The 17,022-nt window shown below is 63.1% G+C and carries 15 protein-coding genes, 1 pseudogene and 1 riboswitch; of the genes and pseudogenes, 8 read left to right on the forward strand and 8 right to left on the reverse strand.

The annotated features are described in order from the left end of the window. The first annotated feature begins 104 nt into the window (after positions 1-104). A complete protein-coding gene (gene tenA / locus FHR94_RS05785) occupies positions 105-773 on the forward strand; it encodes a thiaminase II (protein WP_183324679.1) in 669 nt (222 codons plus the stop codon). Between the two features lie 91 nt (positions 774-864). Beyond that, positions 865-987: riboswitch (TPP riboswitch) on the forward strand. Positions 988-1,052: 65 nt separating this feature from the next. After that, a complete protein-coding gene (gene thiC, locus FHR94_RS05790; protein ID WP_183324680.1) occupies positions 1,053-2,942 on the forward strand; it encodes a phosphomethylpyrimidine synthase ThiC in 1,890 nt (629 codons plus the stop codon). Positions 2,943-3,029: 87 nt separating this feature from the next. Here thiC and FHR94_RS05795 read toward each other — a convergent pair whose 3' ends face one another. Continuing rightward, on the reverse strand, positions 3,030-3,536 hold the full coding sequence (locus tag FHR94_RS05795) for a porin family protein (RefSeq protein WP_183324681.1): 507 nt from the start codon (positions 3,534-3,536) through the stop codon (positions 3,030-3,032). Between the two features lie 381 nt (positions 3,537-3,917). Between FHR94_RS05795 and FHR94_RS05800 the strand changes: the two are divergent. Together FHR94_RS05800 and FHR94_RS05805 are read left to right on the forward strand one after the other, a co-directional pair. Continuing rightward, positions 3,918-4,095 (forward strand): annotated as a pseudogene (locus tag FHR94_RS05800) (phosphate acyltransferase); the annotation flags it as partial. A 43-nt stretch (positions 4,096-4,138) separates the two neighbouring features. Further along, positions 4,139-4,741 carry a class I SAM-dependent methyltransferase gene (locus FHR94_RS05805; protein WP_183324682.1) on the forward strand — a complete coding sequence of 201 codons (603 nt, stop codon included), beginning with the start codon at positions 4,139-4,141 and terminating at the stop codon, positions 4,739-4,741. A gap of 157 nt (positions 4,742-4,898) precedes the next feature. Here FHR94_RS05805 and FHR94_RS05810 read toward each other — a convergent pair whose 3' ends face one another. The 4 genes from FHR94_RS05810 to FHR94_RS05825 all read right to left on the reverse strand — a co-directional run bounded on the left by FHR94_RS05810 (position 4,899) and on the right by FHR94_RS05825 (position 9,292). After that, positions 4,899-5,405: a porin family protein gene (locus tag FHR94_RS05810; protein ID WP_183324683.1), complete on the reverse strand. Its 507-nt coding sequence runs from the start codon at positions 5,403-5,405 to the stop codon at positions 4,899-4,901. A 162-nt stretch (positions 5,406-5,567) separates the two neighbouring features. After that, on the reverse strand, positions 5,568-6,362 hold the full coding sequence (locus FHR94_RS05815) for a thiazole synthase (RefSeq protein WP_183324684.1): 795 nt from the start codon (positions 6,360-6,362) through the stop codon (positions 5,568-5,570). After that, a complete protein-coding gene (locus tag FHR94_RS05820) occupies positions 6,362-7,432 on the reverse strand; it encodes a YeiH family protein (protein ID WP_246389838.1) in 1,071 nt (356 codons plus the stop codon). The genes FHR94_RS05815 and FHR94_RS05820 overlap by 1 nt, the downstream gene beginning before the upstream one ends. A gap of 228 nt (positions 7,433-7,660) precedes the next feature. Next, a complete protein-coding gene (locus FHR94_RS05825) occupies positions 7,661-9,292 on the reverse strand; it encodes a GMC family oxidoreductase (protein WP_183324685.1) in 1,632 nt (543 codons plus the stop codon). 225 nt (positions 9,293-9,517) lie between these two features. On the opposite strand from FHR94_RS05825, the gene FHR94_RS05830 reads away from it, so the two are divergent. The 4 genes from FHR94_RS05830 (at position 9,518) to FHR94_RS05845 (ending at position 13,452) form a co-directional block, all read left to right on the forward strand. Continuing rightward, positions 9,518-10,744, forward strand: coding sequence for a TRAP transporter substrate-binding protein (locus FHR94_RS05830; RefSeq protein WP_183324686.1), 1,227 nt, complete (start codon positions 9,518-9,520; stop codon positions 10,742-10,744). 125 nt (positions 10,745-10,869) lie between these two features. Beyond that, positions 10,870-11,319, forward strand: a complete 450-nt coding sequence (locus FHR94_RS05835) for a TRAP transporter small permease (protein WP_221188373.1) — start codon at positions 10,870-10,872, stop codon at positions 11,317-11,319. 11 nt (positions 11,320-11,330) lie between these two features. Then, positions 11,331-12,608, forward strand: coding sequence for a TRAP transporter large permease (locus FHR94_RS05840; RefSeq protein WP_183324688.1), 1,278 nt, complete (start codon positions 11,331-11,333; stop codon positions 12,606-12,608). Between the two features lie 85 nt (positions 12,609-12,693). Beyond that, the gene (locus tag FHR94_RS05845) at positions 12,694-13,452 is read left to right on the forward strand and encodes an IclR family transcriptional regulator (protein ID WP_183324689.1); all 759 of its coding nucleotides are present in this window, start codon (positions 12,694-12,696) and stop codon (positions 13,450-13,452) included. Positions 13,453-13,489: 37 nt separating this feature from the next. Here FHR94_RS05845 and FHR94_RS05850 read toward each other — a convergent pair whose 3' ends face one another. The 3 genes from FHR94_RS05850 to FHR94_RS05860 form a co-directional block, all read right to left on the reverse strand. Next, positions 13,490-14,932 (reverse strand): APC family permease, encoded by a 1,443-nt coding sequence (locus FHR94_RS05850; protein ID WP_183324690.1) that lies wholly within the window; start codon positions 14,930-14,932, stop codon positions 13,490-13,492. A gap of 187 nt (positions 14,933-15,119) precedes the next feature. Beyond that, on the reverse strand, positions 15,120-15,611 hold the full coding sequence (locus FHR94_RS05855; protein WP_183324691.1) for a universal stress protein: 492 nt from the start codon (positions 15,609-15,611) through the stop codon (positions 15,120-15,122). Between the two features lie 69 nt (positions 15,612-15,680). Next, on the reverse strand, positions 15,681-17,021 hold the full coding sequence (locus FHR94_RS05860) for a TRAP transporter large permease (RefSeq protein WP_183324692.1): 1,341 nt from the start codon (positions 17,019-17,021) through the stop codon (positions 15,681-15,683). Position 17,022: the final 1 nt, after the last annotated feature.

The following is a 17,022-nucleotide window of genomic DNA, read 5'->3' on the forward strand; positions in this document are numbered from 1 at the left end:
CGTAGGGAATCAGGCGGTGGGCCCGGCACGCTCCCTTTCCATCCGGCCCTCCTCCCATCTTCCGCTGCGTCCGCCCTCCGGATCCCGACCGCACCGGAGGCAAGATGGGCTACCGCTTCAGCGATCTGACCGACGCCTGCCAGCCGGACTGGCGCGCCTACATCGAGCACGACTTCGTACGCGCGCTGGGCGCCGGGCACCTCGACGAGGACGCGTTTCGTCACTACCTGGAACAGGACTACCTGTTCCTGGTGCATTTCGCCCGGGCCTATGCCCTGGCCGCCTACAAGAGCCAGACCCTGGCCGAGCTGCGCCATGCCGTCGAGGGCCTGAAGACCATCCTCGACGAGGAACTCGACCTGCACATCGGCTACTGCCGTGAGTGGGGCATCGGCGAGGACGATCTGGCGGCGCTGCCCGAGGCCCGCGCCACCCTCGCCTATACCCGCTACGTGCTGGACACCGGCAGCCGCGGCGACCTACTCGACCTGCACGTGGCTCTGGCCCCCTGTCTAATCGGCTACGGCGAGATCGCGGGCTGGCTGAACGCCCAGCCCTTCACGGTGCGCGGCGTGGCCAATCCTTATGACGCCTGGATCGCCATGTACGAGGGCAACGCCTTCCAGGCCGCGATGCAGGATGAGCGGGCCTGGCTCGACGCACGGCTGGCCGAGGTCACCCCAGAGCGCTTCGCCCGGTTGGCGACCATCTTCCGGGATGCCACGCGGCTCGAGATCGATTTCTGGCAGATGGGACTGGATCGCTCGCTGTAGCGGGCTGGTCCTATCGCCACCGCCAGGTTGGTGCTGGTCGCGCCGACCGATGACCGTTACCAAGGAAGGACCGGAAGCCCAGGCTCCACCACCACGCTTGACGGGGTGCCGTTGATGACGGCTGAGATCATGCCTCTCGCCACCGGGCGACAGCATGGGTCCCGTTGAACCTGAACTGGCTAGGACCAGCGTAGGGATCAAGCGATCGAGCAGACTGACCTGCCGCGCCCCTGACCGCTGTCCTCCCTGACAACACCATACATCCAAGGGAGAACACCGATGAGCAAGACCGATCACTTCCTCGCCGAGAGCGCCCGCGTCGACGAGGCCGCCATCCAGCCGCTGCCCGGTTCACGCAAAGTCTTTGTGACGGGTTCGCGCCCCGACCTCCGCGTGCCCTTCCGCGAGATCACCCTGTCGCCGACCCGCACCTCCGGGGCCGACGAGGCCAACCCGCCGCTGCTGGTCTACGACACCTCCGGCCCCTATACCGACCCCGAGGTCTCAGTGGACCTGCGAAAGGGGCTTCCCGAGCTGCGCCGCGCCTGGATCGAGGAACGCGACGATACCGAGTTCCTCGACGGGCCGACCTCCGAGTATGGCCAGCGCCGCGCCAACGACCCCTTGCTCGCCAACCTGCGCTTCGACCTGACCCGTACCCCGCGCCGCGCCAAGGCAGGGCACAACGTCACCCAGCTGCACTACGCGCGCCAGGGCATCGTCACCCCGGAGATGGAATTTATCGCCATTCGGGAGAATCAACGTCGCCAGGCGCTTGGGACGGAAGAGGTCGAGCGCATCCTCGGCCATCGGCATGCGGGCGAGGGCTTCGGCGCCCGGCTCCCCGAGGAGATCACCCCGGAGTTCGTGCGCGACGAGGTGGCCGCGGGCCGGGCGATCATCCCCTGCAACATCAACCACCCGGAATCCGAGCCGATGATCATCGGCCGCAACTTCCTGGTGAAGATCAACGGCAACCTCGGCAACTCGGCGGTGACCTCCTCCATCGAGGACGAGGTCGACAAGATGACCTGGGGCATCCGCTGGGGGTCGGACACCGTCATGGACCTCTCCACCGGGGCCAACATCCACGAGACCCGTGAGTGGATCATCCGCAACGCCCCGGTGCCGATCGGCACGGTGCCCATCTACCAGGCCCTGGAGAAGGTCAATGGCGTGGCCGAGGACCTAACCTGGGAGGTGTTCCGCGACACCCTGATCGAGCAGGCCGAGCAGGGCGTGGACTACTTCACCATCCACGCCGGCGTGTTGCTGCGCTATGTGCCGCTGAGCGCCAAGCGGGTCACCGGCATCGTCTCCCGGGGCGGCTCGATCATGGCCAAGTGGTGCCTCTACCACCACCAGGAGAGCTTCCTCTACACCCACTTCGAGGAGATCTGCGAGATCTGCAAGCGCTACGATGTCGCCTTCTCGCTGGGCGACGGCCTGCGCCCGGGCTCCATCGCCGACGCCAACGACGCGGCCCAGTTCGCCGAGCTCGAGACTCTCGGTGAGCTGACCCGCATCGCCTGGCAGCATGACGTCCAGGTGATGATCGAGGGACCGGGTCATGTGCCCATGCACCTGATCAAGGAGAACATGGACAAGCAACTCGCCGAGTGCGACGAGGCGCCCTTCTACACCCTGGGGCCGTTGACCACCGACATCGCGCCCGGTTATGACCACATCACCTCGGGGATCGGCGCGGCGATGATCGGCTGGTACGGCTGCGCCATGCTCTGCTACGTGACCCCCAAGGAGCACCTGGGGCTGCCCAACAAGGACGACGTCAAGACCGGCATCATTACCTACAAGATCGCCGCCCATGCCGCGGATCTCGCCAAGGGCCACCCCGCCGCCCAGCGCCGCGACAACGCCCTGTCCAAGGCGCGCTTCGAGTTCCGCTGGGAGGACCAGTTCAACTTAGGGCTGGATCCCGACACTGCCCGGGACTACCACGACGAGACCCTGCCCAAGGACTCCGCCAAGGTGGCGCATTTCTGCTCCATGTGCGGGCCCAAGTTCTGCTCGATGAAGATCAGCCAGGAGGTCCGCGACTATGCTCGGGACAGGGGCCTCGACGGCGACCGGAACGCCGTGATGCAGGGCATGGAGGAACAGGCGGAGAAGTTTCGCCGCGAAGGCGGCGAGCTCTACCGGGAGGTATAAGGCTCGACGCGGGCCTTGAAACGGAATGCCCCGCTGCCACCCTGTAGCGACGGGGCATTCTTCATAGGCGGCTCGGGCCCGCGCGGTTCAGAAGCGGTAGGTCAGACCGATGCTGGCCGCGTCGAAATCGAAGTCCGACTCCTCTAGGTAGCGCATGTAATCGGCACCCACCGCCAGGTTCGGTGTCACGGCATAGCTGGCACCGGCACCGTAGGAGAAGTCGCTCTCGCTGTCGGTCCTTTCGAACTCCACCTCGGTGCCCCCTAGCAGGCCATAGACCTTGAACGCCTGGGTGATGGGCAGCATACCCTTCACATAGCCGCCGGCCAGGTAGTCCAGGTCCACCGAACCGTCGGAGCCGCCGGTACCCAGGTGGCCTTCGATGGCGAGGTAGTCGTTGAAGGCCACGCCGCCCCGCAGCCGCAGGCCGGTGCTGTCGAAATCGCTGCGCCCATTCCGGTCCAGTTCCCAGTACATGGCATCGGCACCGACGTAGGGGCTCGGTTGGTAGGCCAAGGGCCCGCTCTGCGCCTGAACCGCACCGGTGACAAGCAATGCTGCCAAGGATGAGGCGGTAATGACTGATGTTTTCATGGCCATCTCCCATTGATAGGCTTGCACTCTTTGTCGTCGAGGGCAGGGGCAACTTACGTACCCGGCGATGTCAAGTGGGGGCCCATCAGCTGAGGGCTATGGGGAGGGTATCGTGATGCCGACGACGAGCGCCCCCGCCGGGAGAAGGTCGGGGGCGCTCATCATTCCGTTTCCGACTGGAGTCGACAGGGGTCAGAAGCGGTAGGTCAGACCGACGCTCGCCGCGTCGAAATCGAAGTCCGACTTGTCGAGGTAGGGCCCGAACGCAAATCCCACCTTACCTCTGCCGCGACTGGCCCAGCAGCATGCCGGGTATCCCTACTTTCTGACGCAACGCAGCATGCATTCGCCGTTACGACATCCACGGCACCAGCCATGCATCGTCAGAAGGCCCTGGGGTTGCCGATGGCCGGCCGCGCCATGGTGTTCGTCTTCCCCGACCTCAACACCGGCAACACCACCCACAAGGCGGTGCAGCGCAGCACCCGGGGGCAGCATCGCCCCCATGCTGCAGGGCCTGATGGAACGCGCTCTATCCCGCTCGCCTCTATCGGCCTAGAGTGGAAGCATACATTGTTCGCTAAGCAGCAGGAGGCATGCCCATGACGGCGCAGGACCGGCCCACGGCCTTGGCAGGAAACGGGAGACGCGCTCAGCTATCGCTCTTCGCACGCAACTTCTTCAAGCATCCCCGTATGCTGGGCTCGATCATCCCCAGTTCCCCCTTTCTGGTGCGGCGATTGGTCGAGCGGATCGACTGGCAGAACACCCGGGTGATCGTCGAATACGGGCCCGGCGTCGGGACCATCACCCGGGAGCTCCTGCGCCACATGCCAACGGAGGTGACCCTGCTGGCGCTAGAGACCAATCAGGAGTTCGTCGACTTCCTCCAGCAGTCGCTGCCAGATCCCCGGCTCCGAGTGGTCCGGGGCTCCGCCGAGACGATCCAGGCCGAGCTGACCCGCCTGGGGCTACCCGCCGCCGACTACGTAGTGGCCGGTATCCCCTTCAGCACCATGCCGGCCACAAGCCGCGAGTCCATCCTCATGAACAGTCTGGACGCGCTCTCGCCCCAGGGCTCCATGCTGATCTACCAGTTCTCCTCCAAGATATTACCCGACCTACACCGCGTCTTCTCCGACGTAGAGTGCGATTTCGAGCCCCTCAACATTCTCCCGGCGAAGCTCTACTACTGCCGCCCCTGAGGCGCCTGCCCGACCACCGCACCGATTGGAGAGATGGACCGCCCTCAGCCTCTGATACCGCCAGCAACGGGTGATCGTCATGGCCGGCCCTGAGGGCATGGCCTGAGACGACGCCCCTGCCGGTGGGGACGTCGCCGTTCAAGGCTACGCCAGAGCGTCAGAAGTGATAGCTCAAGCCCACACTGGCCGCGTCGAAGTTGTAGTTCTCCTCGTCGAGGTAGCGCATATAGTCGGCCCGGGCCGCCAGATTGGGCGTCACATCCAGTTCGGCGCCGCCCCCATAGGAGACATCGTTCTCCTCGTCGACGTCGAGCTCCACCTGGGTCACCCCCGCCAGGCCGTAGAGGCGAAACTGCGACCCGAGCGGCACGCTGCCCTTGGCATAAAGGCCGACAAGGTCATCCAGCTCTACCCCTTCATCGGATCCGCCGGTGCCCAGATGGCCCTCGAGGGCGAAGTATTCGTTGAACGCCAGGCCACCGCGCAGGCGCAGACCGGCACTGTCGGCATCCTTGGCAGGTCCGTCACGGTTGAGCTCCCAGAACATGGCGTCGGCACCGAGATACAGGCTCGGCGCGTAGGCCAGGGGACCCTCCTGGGCCTGAGTGGCGGTACCGACCAGCAGCAGGACGGCAGAAACAGCAGGTAGCGCGACGGGCTTCATGAACCACCTCCATGTAGGAAAGAATGTTTCAAATTGTTACGCAAGCAGTCTGGTCGCGCTTCGGTCAAAATGCAATATCCCTGGCTGAGAAAACCCGCCCCCTGATGGTCCTCATGATGAAGGGGTTCCATTGGAGCCCTCATCCCGTCGTGAGTTGAGGGCTCACGCGCCGAGACGCCCCGCCATAGGCGAGGAGGGCTCGGCCTGGTCCCGGCGCGGCATGCGACCGGCCAGGTAGGCACCGCGCCCGGCCTGAACGGCGGCCTTCATGGCCCGGGCCATGGCTACCGGGTCGTGGGCATGGGCGATGGCGGAGTTCATCAGCACGGCATCGCAGCCCAGTTCCATGGCCAGCGCCGCCTCCGAGGCGGTACCGATACCGGCATCGATCAGCACGGGCACCGATGAGCGCTCGATGATCAATCGAATGTGGTAGGGGTTCTGGATGCCACAGCCCGAGCCGATCAGCGAACCCAGCGGCATGATGGCGCAACAGCCCAGCGACTCGAGTTCCCCGGCCACGATGGGATCGTCGCTGGTATAGGCCATGACATCGAAGCCGTCGGCGATCAGCGCCTCGGCCGCCTTGAGGGTCTCCACCACATTGGGGTAGAGCGTAGTCTCGTCGCCCAGCACCTCGAGCTTGACCAGGTTATGGCCGTCCAGCAATTCCCGGGCCAGCCGGCAGGTACGCACGGCGGCCCGAGCGTCGTAGCAACCCGCGGTGTTGGGTAGCAGGGTGTAACGTGACGGCGGCACCACCTCCAGCAGAGGCGGCTCGTCGTTGCCCTGGCCCAGGTCGGTGCGGCGTACCGCGAAAGTCACCACCTCGGTGCCGCTGGCTTCGAGGGCCGCGGCCGTCTCTTCGGCGTTGCGATACTTGCCGGTGCCGACCAGCAGGCGCGAGGCAAACTCACGGCCGGCAATACGCAGCGGTTGGTCGTCTAGCGTCATCATCACAGGCTCACTAGGTCGAAGTGGATAAAGGCCAGCACCAGCAACAACAGAAAGACGGTCTCCGCCACCATTAGAATCACCGGTTTCCAGCCCACCACGGCCAGCTTCTGGAAGGAGGTCTTGATGCCCAAGGCGGCGATGGCCGTGACCAGGCACCAGCGTGACAGATCGGTGAAGCCCTCGGTGACCACCGGTGGAATCCAGCCGAGACTGTTGATGATCACCAGCGCCACGAAGGCCACCAGGAAGGTCGGCAGCATCGGCACCTTGCCTCCCCCATCCTCCTCCTGGCGGTTGCGACGGAACAGGAACATGAAGACCATCACCGCCGGCACCAGCATCGCCACCCGCAGCAGCTTGACGAAGGTCGAGACATCACCGGTGTTCTCGGAAATCATGTAGCCGGCACCGACCACCTGGGCTACGTCATGAATGGTGCCGCCGAGGAAGATACCCGCGTTGGTGTCACTCAACCCCAGCACGCCGACGATCAGCGGATAGGTCACCATCGCCATGGTGGACAGCGTCGTGACCCCCACGACGGTCATGATGGTGTTGCGCTCATGGGTGGCATTGCGTGGCATCACCGCCGACAGGGCCAGGGCCGCCGAAGCGCCACAGATCGCCACCGACCCGCCCGTGAGCAATCCCATGTCCCGATCGAGGCCCAGCAGGCGCGCCAGCACGGCCCCCATGACGATGGTCAACATCACGCCACAGACCACGGTAAGCACCGGTCCGATGCCGAGTTCGGCGACCTGCTCGATGGTGATACGCACGCCGAGCAGGGCGACACCGATCCTGAGCACCTGCCGGGCGGCAAACTCGACACCGGCCAGGCAGCGCCCTTCCTCGGAGAGAAAGTGCAGGGTCATGCCGAAAAGCAAGGCGTAGAGCAGCGTCGGTCCGCCGTAGTGATCGGCAATGAATGTGGTGGCCAAGGCGATGGTGATGCAGATCATCAGCCCCGGGAGAATGCGTTGGAAGGGCTCCAGGCTGCGGGGCAGGGCCCGCTTGTGAGCCTGGAGGGTCGACATATCGGATGCGCCATCGGCGTCTCGACGAGTCATATCGCCACCTTTGTAAGCCAGGGGTCGATCATCGCTTCCTGCGACACAGGATCGGCCCTTCGTTGTTTGGAATAGGGATCCCGGCAGGGAAACGCTCGGGGGACGTCCTCACCGGACATCGGGGCCGGGCGCCCATTACCGGCCCCACGGGCGTCATGTTGCATGGGCGCTGGAAGGGAAGTTAGGACCAGTTACGGGCCGGCCTTGAGGCCAATCCGGGCGCCACTATCAGGAGGCCCGCGCATGCTGGGCATGCGCTGCCTTGATCATGTCGGCCGCCTTCTCGGCGATCATGATCGTGGGCGCATTGGTATTGCCGGAGACGATCACCGGCATGATCGAGGCGTCCACCACGCGCAGCCCCGCCAGGCCATGTACGCACAACTGGTCATCCACCACCGCCAGCGGGTCATGCCCCATCTTGCAGGTACCGGCCGGATGATAGATCGTCTGGCTGTGCTGGCGTGCCGCCTCGAGGAGTTCCTCGTCGCTCTGATACTGCGCCCCAGGCACGTACTCCTCGGTAATCACCGAGGCCAGCGGTTCCTGCTCGGCGATGCGCCGCGCCACCTTGATGGCATCCACCGCGACCCGGCAATCCTTCTCGGTGCTCAGGTAGTTGGGCCGGATCGAGGGGTAGACGGCGGGGTCAGGACTGGTAATGCGAATGGAGCCACGGCTAGTCGGGCGCAGCTGACAGACCGAGGAGGTAAAGGCGGAGAAGGGATGCACGCCCTCGGCCGGCTTGTCGGCAGAGAGCGGCTGCATATGAAACTGGATATCCGGGCGCTGCAGACCATCTCGGGACCGAGTGAACACACACACCTGGCTGGCGGCGAGGGTCAGAGGGCCGGTACGGGTCAACAGATACTGGGTGCCCACCGCGAGTTTCCTCAGGGGATGACGCACTTCGTCGTTGAGCGTTCGACAGCGCGTCTTGAACACCAGGCGGACCTGCAGGTGATCCTGCAGGTTCTCTCCCACCCCCGGCAGCTCGTGCAGGCACTCGACCCCGACCGCTTTGAGATGCTCGGGGTCCCCGATGCCGGAACACTGCAGGATCTGCGGCGATCCGATGGCACCGCTGGCAAGCAGGACCTCGAGGTTGGCCCGCACGCGCTCCAGACGCTCACCATGACGATACTCGACCCCCACCACACGCTTGCCCTCGAGCAGCAGCCGCTGGCAGTGCGCCCGCTTGATGATGGTAAGGTTGGCTCGCTTCTGGGCCGGTCGGAGAAACGCCTTGGCCGTCGAACAGCGAAAGCCTTTGTAGGAAGTCTGCTGGAAGTAGCCCACCCCTTCCTGGGTCGCCCCGTTGACGTCGCGATTCTCGGGAATCCCGGCGGCCTTGGCGGCCTCGATGAACCGCTCGGCGATCTCGCGTCGCAGCCGCAGGTCCGACACCTTCAACGGCCCCTCGGTGCCGTGATACGGGTCGGCACCGCGTTCCTGACACTCGGACTTCTTGAAATACGGCAATACGGAATCGTAGTCCCAGCCCGCGTTGCCCGCCGCGGCCCAGTCATCGTAGTCCTCGCGCTGCCCCCGGATATACAGCAGTCCATTGAGAGAGCTGGACCCTCCCAGCACCTTGCCGCGAGGCCACTGCAGGCGACGGCCATTGATCCCTTCATCCGGATCGGTGAGGTAGCACCAGTCCGTCGCAGGATTGTGCATGGTCTTGAAATAGCCGACGGGGACATGGATCCAGGGATTCCAGTCGGCACCGCCCGCTTCCAGCAACAAGACCTTCGCCGTGGGATCCTCACTGAGCCGATTGGCGAGCACACACCCCGCCGACCCGGCCCCCACGACGATGTAGTCAAAGGCTTCTTGCTTGTTAGTTGTTGATTTCATAGCAAATTCACCATAACGAAACATTTTGTCTCGTTTATAATGCACGACAACCTAGACACTCGTCAATAACGATTCATTTCGTCTCAAAAAAACTTGAAATTATCGGCTGCTTGGCATATTTTGAGATCGTACTCCTCAATTGATCAGACGATGAAGCGAGGAGTCTGGCACACATCACGCACCATCCCTTCACAAGTCCAACCACAAAATGCGGGAGTCCTGCTCATGAAATCACCGTTTGGTAACGTATCTCGCCGGGACTTTTTGAACATCTCGGGACGCTTCGGCCTCACCTCCACCCTGATCGCGGCCTCCGGGCTAGGCGCCGGCCTCACCGCCAGCAGCCTGGCCCGAGCCGCCGAGCAGGAACAGCAGCGCCGCTATCAAACCGAACCGAAGTTCCAGCTTCGCTTCGGTGCCTCGGGATTCAACGAGCGAAACCTCGACATCCAGAAGTCCGGTCAGTTGTTCTTTGCACGCGATCTCGAGGAACGCACCAACGGTGCGATCCGTGTGGAGTTCATGGGGAGCAATGAGGTCTGCAACCAACTCGACTGTGTCAGCAAGGCCCAGCAGGGGATCGTCGATATCTTCTCTGCCTCGACACAGAATTCCGCAGGGGGCGCGCCCTACCTCAACATCCTCGACTTCGCCTATATGTTCCCGAGCGTCGCCTCGATGTTTCATTTCTTCTACGACAAGCGGAGTGAGACGCTGCTTCGCGAGCCGCTGCGCCAGCGACACAACCTGCAGTTCCTGTACACGCACTGCGACCTGAGAGGCCTGATGCTGGGCCTGAAGTGGCAGGACAGGCCGCTGGTGACCAGCCTGGAGCAGCTTCAGGGCACCAAGAACCGTGTTACCGGCACCCAGCTCGGGCGTATCGCCATGGAACAGCTAGGGCTCAATCCCGTTCCTGTCGCCTGGGAAGAGACCCTGGATGGGCTTCGCCAGGGCCTGCTCGACGGTGCCGAGACCTGGATGAGTGCCGTGGCTTATGCGGGCATGGCTCCCGTGGTGTCCCAGGCGGTCGACCTGAGGTTCTTTGCGGGTACCGAGCATACGGCCATGAACCTCTCCAAGTTCGAGAGTCTGGGTAGCGAACTTCAGGAACAGGTCATGGAATCGGCCTACTGTGCACAGATCTTCACTCAGGGCATGAACGAGGCCGGTCGCTACCAGATCGTCGGTGCCACCGAGCATCCTGCCGAGGGTACCGTCTTCGCCGAGAACAACGTCCGCGTCGCGCCTCTCTCGGATGCCGAGCGTGACAAGGCCGAGCAGCTCTGCGCCCCGGAATTCAACCCGGAGCCCTGGGAGCAATGGCGAGAGCGCCTCAATGCCTGGGCCGGTGGCGTGGACATCTACAAGGAAATTCATGGCATCGCCCGTGAGATACCGCGGGACACTGCCGCAGTCAATGTCAAGCCTCAGCGCTGGTGGAAAGGCTGAACCGGAGGCTCATGATGGCAAACCACAATTACCAACACGTTCAACCAGCCACGAGATGGCTGGTTCCCCTCCGCTGGCTGGATGAGAACCTTGAGAAGTGCATCATCCTTCTTTCGTATGCAGGCATGTCCGGCATCATCTTCGTGGAGGTCATTCGCCGATTCTTCTTCAACGTTCAAGCCCCCTGGAGCACTAGCATCCCCGTGCTACTGTTCCTCTGGCTGACCTGGTTCGGTGCCTCACTCAACGTAAAGAAGCGCACGCACCTGTCGCTCAATGAGATCCGCATGCGCCTGCCCTACACCGGGCAGTTCCTGTGCCTCATCCTGGATGCCGTGCTGTGGATCGGCTTCGGGGTCATGGTGATCAACTTCACCATCGACCAGGTACAACTGGCCTACAACAACTTCGCCATCGTGCCGGGTACCGATAACGTCATGCAATGGTGGTTCTACCTGGCCACACCGCTTGCCTGGATACTGATCATCTACCGTGTCCTTCAGAACCTCTTCGCTGACTGGCAACGCTTCCGCCTGCGTGAGCCTTTCAACCTCCAACCCTCGATAATGGATTAGGAGGACAGATCATGACAGACGGTCTTCTTATCGGCCTGATCACCACAGGCGTGACGCTCTTCTTTCTTCTCGGTGTGCCCATCTTCCTGGTCATCGGGCTATGGGTGGTCGGCACCAGCATGGTCATCGACTTCACCCTGGCCAATATCGGCGTGACCCTTTTCCAGGGCCTGAGTTTCTTCGGCCTGCTTGCCCTGCCTTTGTTCATTCTGACGGGTGACCTGATCAACGCGGCGGGTATCGCCAAGCGGCTATCCGACTTCGCCTACTCGGTGCTTGGCTGGCTGCGAGGCGGCATGGGAATGTCGACGCTGGGCGCCTGTGGCCTCTTCGCGGCGATCTCGGGCTCCAATGCCGGTACCACGGCGACCATAGGCTCGATCATGCATCCCGAAATGAAGAAGAATGGCTATGATGACCGCTTCTCGGCGGCCACCGCGGCATGCGGGGGCACCGTTGGCATCATCATTCCACCGAGCATTATCTTCATCGTTTACGGCTTCATGATGAACCTGTCGATCAGCGATCTGTTCATCGCCGGCATGATTCCCGGGGCCATGATGGTGCTGGGCATGATGGTGGCTTGTCATCTGGTGGCGCGGCGTCATGGCTGGGGCACTCTGATCCCCTTCAAGGTCAAGGAAAGTGCCGGCTTCGCACGCAAGGCCTACCTGGGATTTGCCACCATCGCCGTCGTCCTTTACGGCATCTACTCCGGCAAGTTCTCCCCGACCGAGGCTGCCGCCATCACGGTAGGCTTCACCTTAATCGCGGGGCTGATGATCACCCGGGAAATCAGCATCTTCCGGTTGCCCGCCATCATGCTTCGCTCGGGACAGATCGCCGGCATGCTGGCACCGCTGATCGCCATTTCGGTGGTGATGCAGCAGCTGCTATCCGTGCTGGGCGCCGGTCAGATCCTGGAAGGACTCTTGAATGATCTTGGCAACTACTATGTCATTCTTGGCGCTTGCATGGTGATGATCCTGCTCGCCGGTATGATCCTGGAGAGCCTTCCCGTCACCATCATCCTGGCCCCTATCCTGGCGCCGATCGCCCAGAACGCCGGCGTGGACCCTATCCACTTCTCGGTAATCTTCCTGGTGGGGGCGGCCATCGGCTTCGTCACACCGCCGTTCGGTCTCAACCTCTACGTGGCGAGCAGCATCACCGGCATTCCCTATCTCAGGTTGGTGCGCTACGTGATACCGTACTTCATCGCGCTGATAACCGCCTGGCTCGCCATCGCCCTGCTCCCGCCACTTTCCATGTTCCTGGTCAACCTGTGACCCGGCCGATGCGCAGCAGGCCCCCGGGCCTGCTGCGCTATCATCGCGGCAGCCACCAACAGGAAGCTCGTCGTAAGGAAAGCCCATGTCCAAAGACACGTCCACCAACACCACGCTCCTCCGCGCGATCCGCCTGCTCGAGGAGATCGCCACCGCCGACTACAGCATCAGTGCCGCGGATCTCGACAAGCGACTGGACATCCCCAAGCCGACGATCCACCGCCTGCTCAAGCAGCTTGAGGATCAACAGCTGATCACGCGCGATCTGGACGGCCGCCACCTGCTGCCCGGGCCACGGCTGCATCGCATGGCCATGGGCACGCTGGCCAACGAAAGCCTCAAGGCGCCGCGCCGCCTGTTGCTGGAGCGCCTGGCCAGGGAGGTGGGTGAAACCTGTAACCTGTCGCTGCTTGATGGCCATGAGCTGCTCTACTACGACCGGGTGGAAACCAACTGGCCGGTACGTGTCCAGCTTACCCCCGGATCACGCCTGCCGCTGCACTGCACGGCCAGCGGCAAGCTGTTTCTCGCCCTGATGCCTCCCCATCGGCGCCGTACCCTGCTGTCAAGCCTGACCCTGGACACCCATACCCCTTATACCCTGACATCCGTCTCGGCCCTCGAGGAACACCTCGCCCAGATCGCCCGGGACCGGCTGAGTACCGATAACGAGGAGTTCATCCAGGGCATGGTGGCCATTGCGGTGCCCATCTATGATCAGGTGGGCCATATGCAAGCCACCTTGGCGATCCATGCCCCGCGTCTACGTCATTCCATCGACTCGCTGCTGGAGTGGGCACCGCTGATGCGACAAGTCGCCTCGGAGCTTGAAGAAACCCTCTAGCCCGGTGCCCACAGAGGCGGGTGGTAGGCTTGCGGCGTTACCCTTCGCCGGCGGCCAGGATAAGTCGATCGAGCTGGTGCTTGGGCATGTCGTGGATATGCAGACGACGAGCGGCATAGAGCGCGGCTCCCAGGCCTCCCCAGCCCACCAGAGCGATCCAGGACGGCAGGCCAAGGGCACCCGGCGAACCGGGAATCAGCAGCAGCGCCAGGAAGCACAGGCTGCTCATCGCCCCCAGCAGCGACAGCACCTTCTTGAACGGCGACACGCAGCCGTCGTAGTGCTCGCCCGCGCAGGTCGGCGACCACTTGAAGCACTTGTAGGCCACGGCACAGCAATAGAAATAGGCGATTGCCACGCCGGTGGCGGCCATGTCGACGATCCACAGCAGCACCTCACGACCAAACCAGGGCGCCAGCAGGCAGACGCCGCAGGTGAACAGGATGCCCGCGGACGGCGTGCCATGGACGGGATGCAGGTGGGCGAATACCTCGGGCAGGAACGTCGCGCGCCCCTGGGCGAACAGCAGCCGGCTGGTGGAGATGTAGAACCCGTTGAGTCCGGTCGCGATTCCCATCAGCAACGCCACCGCCAGCATCGCCAGCCCGAGGTTACCGAGTACCCCCTGAACCACCTCGCCGGTACCCCAGACCGGCGACCCGGCCACGAGTTCGGTCCAGGGCATGGCAATCGAGGTCGCGACGATCAGCACCGAGTAGTGCACAGCCGCCATGAGCAGTGCCAGCACGATCAGCATGAAGGCCTTGGCCGGCGAGAAATCGAACTCCTCCGCCGCCTGGGGCACGCTGTCGAAGCCCACATAGGCCCAGGGCGCGATGGCCACGATGGCGAAAACCGCCGACCAGGTCGCCTTGTCCGGCTGAAACAGCGGCATCATGTTGTCGAAGGAGGTGGTAGGCGATACCAGCATCCCGGTGACCACCAGCAGTGCACCGATCACCAGCAACATACAGAAGACAAACTGGCTCTTGCCGGAGAGGCTTCCACCACGGATGTTGATCCAGGCAAACAGCATCAGCGCCAGGCTAGCGATGGCCACTTCTCCGAAGTACACTTCCCACCCGGCGATGGTGTACATCTCGCCGAAGGTCGCGATTTCCGGCACCAGAAACTTTGCCAGTAGCGCCAGTGCCGAGGCATTCAGCGCCACGATGGAGATATAGCCCAGCGTCAGGAACCAGCCGCAGAAGAAGGCATGACGGCGTCCAAACCCCAGGTAGGCGTAGGAGAAACCGCCCCCGGTGACCGGGAATATCTTGATGAGGAAACCGTAGCTGACACCGATCACGATCATCAGCAAGGCTCCGATGGCCAGTCCGATAATGGCCCCCATGGGGCCCGCTGTGGCGATCCAGTCTGCGGGTAATACGAAGCTCCCCCAGCCGATAGCAGAGCCGAAGGCAATTGCCCATACCCAATGCGGTTTCAGGCATTTCTTGAGCTGATTGGCTTGTTCCATGTTACCTCTCCTCTCGACCCCAGGGTGCCCTGCTAGCGGCGCCTTCCGATGCCTTATCTTGTCCAGCATCTTTTGGGAATTGTCGATCACGATTATTCTTGTTTCGCTACCTGCCCGGGATGTCAAGACATAGCCGCCAGGCGAAGACAGGACCCCATGAACATCGGCACCCTCGGGCGATGAGGCCTCACGAGGCCTTGGCAGGCACGACGACCACGGGCACCTTGGCCCGCTTGATCACGCCCTTGGTGACCTTGCCGGCATAGGCGGCGACAAAGCTGCGTTTGTTGGCCGCCATCACGATCAGGTCGCTGCCGGAGCGACTGGCGAAGTGAGTGATCACCGACGCCGGGTAGCCCTCGAGCACGCTACGCGTCACTTCCTTATCACCATAGGCGTCGTGTAGCTCGGGATGACGTCGCCAGAAGATGTCGATTCGCTGGTCGAGCTCCTCACGGGCCTGATCGAGGCGTTGTGCCATCAGGGTCTCAAGCATCTCCCGGTCGCGGATATTGACCTTGAGGGTATTCACCACGTCATCGGACAGGGACTTGACCGCATGCAGGATGTGAAGCTCGGCACCGGTGGCCAGTGCGAGCCCCACCGCCTGGGTCAGCACCAGGTCGCAGTCGCCTCTCAGCCCCACGCAACACAGGATACGACGGATATCATGGCTCATGATTCCTCCTCGGCCACCACAGGCGCGACTGGTGCGCCCGCGATGGCCTCCATCACGTGATTTTGCCATCTAGTAGCCCAGCAGGCTGGGCAACCACAGCGAGATCTGCGGGAAATAGGCGATGATGAACAGCGCCACGATGGAACCACCGGCAAAGGGCAACGCCTTCAAGGAGATCTCCTCGATCGACGAGCCCCCGATCCCCGAGGCCACGAACAGGTTTTCCCCGAGCGGTGGCGTCTGGAAGCCGATGGCCAGGGCGCAAACCACCACGATGCCCACATGCACCGGGTCCATGCCCAGCATGTACATGATCGGCAGCAGCACCGGTGTGAGGATCATGATCGCCGCCAGGGTCTCCATGAACATGCCCACGAACAGCAGGAAGAAGATGATCATCGCCCAGATGGCATAGGTGTTATCGGTGACGCCCAGCATCACCTCGGCAATGTAGGCAGGGACCCGCTGTTCCACCAGCAGGCGACCGAAGACGGTGGCCGTGAACAGGATCAACAGCACTCGCCCGGTGATCCAGGTGGTGGTCTCTAGCGTCCTCAGGGCTGGTTTCCAGGCCAGTTCCTTGTGCAGGAAGATGCCCACGACCAGCGTATAGAAGATCGCCACGATGGCCGACTCGGTGGGTGTGAACAGGCCGCTATAGATACCGCCAAGGATGATGAGCGGTGCCAGCATCGACCAGACCCCCTTGCGCAGGGTCCCGCGGATCTGCGGAAAGGACCAGTGATCGGTCAGGCCGCGATAGCCACGCTTGCGAGAAATGAAATAATTGATGGTCAGCAGGCAACCGGCGATCACCACTCCCGGCATGATGCCGGCGATGAACAGCTTGGGGATCGACAGGGTCTGAAAGGCCCCGTGCTCGGCGACGGCTTCCGGAGGCGGCTGCAGCCCCATGCCGGAAATACCGAAGATGACCATCGGGATCGAGGGTGGAATCACCACCCCAAGCCCTCCCGAGGAGGCGGTGATGGCGCTGCCGTAGCCCCGGTCATAGCCGCGGCTTGCCATGGCCGGGATCATCAGCATGCCCACCGCGGCAGTGGTCGCCGGACCGGAGCCGGAGATCGCCCCGAAGAACATGCAGGCAAACACCGTCGCCGCGGCGAGGCCACCGGTGGCGGGCCCGGCGAAGGCCTCGGCGATGTCCACCAGGCGCTTGGAGATACCCGCGGCCTCCATCAGTGCCCCGGCCAGGATGAAGGCCGGCAGGGCCATGAGGGGGAAGGACCCCACCGAGGTAAAAGCGATCTGCACGAACGCCATAGGATTCTCACCCAGGCTAAGATAGGTGGCCAATGCCGCCACCCCCAGCGAGACCGTGATGGGCGCGCCGAGGATCAACAGCAGGAAGAAGGCACCGAACAGGACATAGACAATCGTGGGATCCATA

This window comes from Halomonas cerina, from assembly GCF_014192215.1.
In the GTDB taxonomy this organism is placed as follows: Bacteria; Pseudomonadota; Gammaproteobacteria; order Pseudomonadales; family Halomonadaceae; genus Halomonas; species Halomonas cerina.